The following is a 3,023-nucleotide window of genomic DNA, read 5'->3' as shown; positions in this document are numbered from 1 at the left end:
TTATCTACCTGCCTTTGATATTCGGCAGAGTCTGTTGTGTTTAAGAGAACGGTATTTTGGATTGATTGTTGAATTGGGAGGGTGGTTTTGTCTGTGGAGGGCGAAAATGTTGCTAAGGCGGTGGTGGTTGGCTGAATGTGTGCCTGGAAGGTTTGGGTGTGGGGGGCGGTTTTTGTCGGTTGTCTCGCGTGGCGGGGCTGGCTCGGTAAAAGCACTCCGGGGACCCCGTGACCGGCTTCGCCGGTCAAGCCCCTCTCGTATCTTTTACCGGCCGCGCCCCTTGCCTGTCTGAAAACTGTGGGGGCGGGGGAAAGTTTGTCCTTCTGCCCAAGACTTTGGAAAACGTGGCGGCGTTTTCCGAATTCTTATGCCCACCGCACCTACTCGGATCAAACTTTCCCCCGCCCTTCTGCCAATACTCCCGTATCTTTTACCGGCCGCGCCCCTTGATGTTCCGAAATCCTATCCCTCGGCATAAAACTGCTCTCCGCACTTCCAGTACTTAAACCCATATCTTTTACCCGCCGCGCCTCTTTTGGGTGACGTTTTTACCCTCCCGGTGCGGTTGCGCCCTCCCGAGATGGGAATTGTGGTCGGAATTGGGTCGTTTTGCCCGGATTGGGAGGGTGCTTTTGTCTTGGGAGGGTGAAAATGTTGCTCAGGTGAGCGTGATTGTCTGAAAGATGTCGTGGTGTGGGGCTGGCTCGGTAAAAGCACTCCGGGATTCTGTTACCGGCTTTGTTGGGGTGTTGCGGGGAGGAGGATTTTGCCTCGCGCCCCGAAATCCGTAAAAATGCTTTCGCATGTTTACGGATTTAACGCCTTAAGAATTACAGATTTTTAGATTTGTTACCGGGTATCCGATTCTATGGAATCTTGGTGGCTAGGGTGTCTACCCCTCGGCATAAATCCTCCACCCCGCCCACTCGGACTAAACTTTCCCCTGCTTTTCCTGTTATTACTCCCATTTTTTGCCGGTCGCGCCCCTTGTGTTGTGAAATCCTGTCCTTCGGCATAAAACCGCTCCCCGCACTTCCTGTAGCTAATCAGGGAGGGCAGAAAACTAGGCGTTGATGCGAGAAATGGCAGCTAGCTTGATTTCTTTCCCAGCACGGGGCAATGCCTCAACGCGACCTGACTGAGAGTTACGGCGGAAGATAACATCCGAAACCCCTGATAGCTCAACCGCAGTAACTACTACCGGCTCCGCGAAATAACCCTCGGCAGAGGGGGCAACCCCGGCATGAGGGAGCACCGAAACCTTCGTGCCAGCAGTCAAAATTAGACCCGGCTCAACGACACAGTCATCTCCCAAAGCAATACCGAGTCCTGAATTAGCACCCAACAAACACCGTTTACCTAAGGAAATCTGTTTACCACTTTCACCAGGAATAGTGGTTTCAGTAGCGGCTCCGCCACCTATGTCGGAGCCATCACCAATGACAACTCCCTGAGCAACCCGACCCTCAATTAGACAAGCCCCCAAAGTGCCGGCATTAAAATTCACAAACCCGGCATGCATAACCGTAGTGCCCGGAGCCAAATATGCACCTAAACGGACTTTCGCGCCATCGGCAATACGTACCCCCGAGGGGATAATATAGTTCACCATCGGTGGAAACTTATCCACGCTGAGCAAGTGAATAGGATGTCCGTACTGCAAACGCATACGCATCCGGGTTTCCTCAAAGTCTTCAATCGAGCACGGGCCTTCCGTAGTCCACGCCACCGTTGGCAGACGAGCAAAAATACCATCTAGGTTGATGGTGTTCGGTTTCGCTAAACGATGCGACAGTAAATGCAGACGCAGATAAGCATCGGCAGTAGAACGGGCAGACTCATCCAAATCAATAGTTACCACGGTGACGGTACGGCTGACGCCTCGCCCCTCATCACGCCCCTCAATTTGGCTGAGTTTAGCTATTAAATCATCATCGATAGGTTGAGCTTCCTCGCCTAGATAAGGACGCGGATACCATACATCCAAGGTTTGCCCGTTTTCGCTGACGGTAGCGAGCCCTACTCCGCGTGCTTTTCGTTCATTCATAACTTAACCTTATCCTTTGGGCTTTGAATGGTAGCTTTTACCATAAATTTGGCCAAAAAATCCCAAGTTCGTTTAATAGTTTACGAGTTAATGGCAAAGAAATACCAATGATACCGTGAGGGTCGCCTTTAATTGAATCAATAAACGCTCCCCCTAAACCATCAATGGTGAATCCTCCTGCCACCTCCAAAGGCTCTTCACTTTCAGCATAGGCTCGCGCCTCCTCCTGGGAAATTTCGCTAAAGTAAAGGGTCGCTTCAGAATGCCCCTCAGCCTCTTTATCAAAACTAAAGCCGTTCTCAGTGCGAAGTAAAGAAAGTGCGCAGTGACCGGTAAACAGTATTGGGCAAGCTCCAGAAAGCTCCCTGATTTGGGAGAGGGCGCGCTCAAAAGTATGGGGTTTACCCCGCAGTTTCCCGTTCAGTAACAACATCGAGTCACACCCCACCACCACCAGGCGGTCACCGACCGAAATGCGGGAAATCGCTTGCCGGGTCGTAGCCTCAGCCGGTAAAGATTCCAAGTCAGAAATACTGGTGACAGTTAATAAATCTGCTATTTTATGGGCTTTTGAGTGCGCCAATGCCGTAACCACCTGTGAAGGGGTAGCGTCACCCAGTCGGGCGAGCACCGCGTCCTCATCAATATTGGCCGCCCAAACCAAAGGGGAAATCCCCGCCCCAGTTAGGACTTTTACGCGCGCCGAGGACGCAGAGGCTAAAAGAAGTCGATCAGTCATACTCCCTATCATAAGAAGTTGGCGCGTGCAGGGAGAGGCATAGGAGAAGGCGAGAGGGGGTGATAGGGAGAGATTGAGGGTGAACCCCGAGCGAGTGATGTAGGACGGATTTTGCGGACATTCAAAATAAAAAAGAATGTGGAGGTAACAGACAATGGCAAAATCATTATTTGAGGAACTGGGCGGCAAATACGAAAGGCAAGGGGATTATTTGATACCGTGCTTAACTGTACCCGC

General features: G+C 51.5%; 3 protein-coding genes and 1 pseudogene. 1 reads left to right on the top strand and 3 read right to left on the bottom strand.

Annotation, left to right across the window (positions count from 1 at the left end):
* The 3 genes from QZT94_RS06085 to QZT94_RS06075 all read right to left on the bottom strand — a co-directional run.
* Positions 1 to 248 (bottom strand): hypothetical protein (locus QZT94_RS06085; RefSeq protein ID WP_296773287.1); only part of this gene is annotated, 248 nt, incomplete at its 3' end.
* Between the two features lie 815 nt (positions 249 to 1,063).
* Complete coding sequence (locus QZT94_RS06080) at positions 1,064 to 2,047, bottom strand: DapH/DapD/GlmU-related protein (protein WP_296760592.1); 984 nt, start codon at positions 2,045 to 2,047, stop codon at positions 1,064 to 1,066.
* Positions 2,048 to 2,084: 37 nt separating this feature from the next.
* On the bottom strand, positions 2,085 to 2,786 hold the full coding sequence (locus tag QZT94_RS06075) for a nucleoside triphosphate pyrophosphatase (protein ID WP_296760593.1): 702 nt from the start codon (positions 2,784 to 2,786) through the stop codon (positions 2,085 to 2,087).
* A 154-nt stretch (positions 2,787 to 2,940) separates the two neighbouring features.
* Between QZT94_RS06075 and QZT94_RS06070 the strand changes: the two are divergent.
* Positions 2,941 to 3,023, top strand: a pseudogene (locus QZT94_RS06070) (TnpV protein); the annotation flags it as partial.

The sequence above is a fragment of the Varibaculum sp. genome, assembly GCF_008661855.1.
GTDB classification, from domain to species: Bacteria; Actinomycetota; Actinomycetes; order Actinomycetales; family Actinomycetaceae; genus Varibaculum; species Varibaculum timonense_A.
This window is presented reverse-complemented; position numbering and strand designations above follow the sequence as displayed.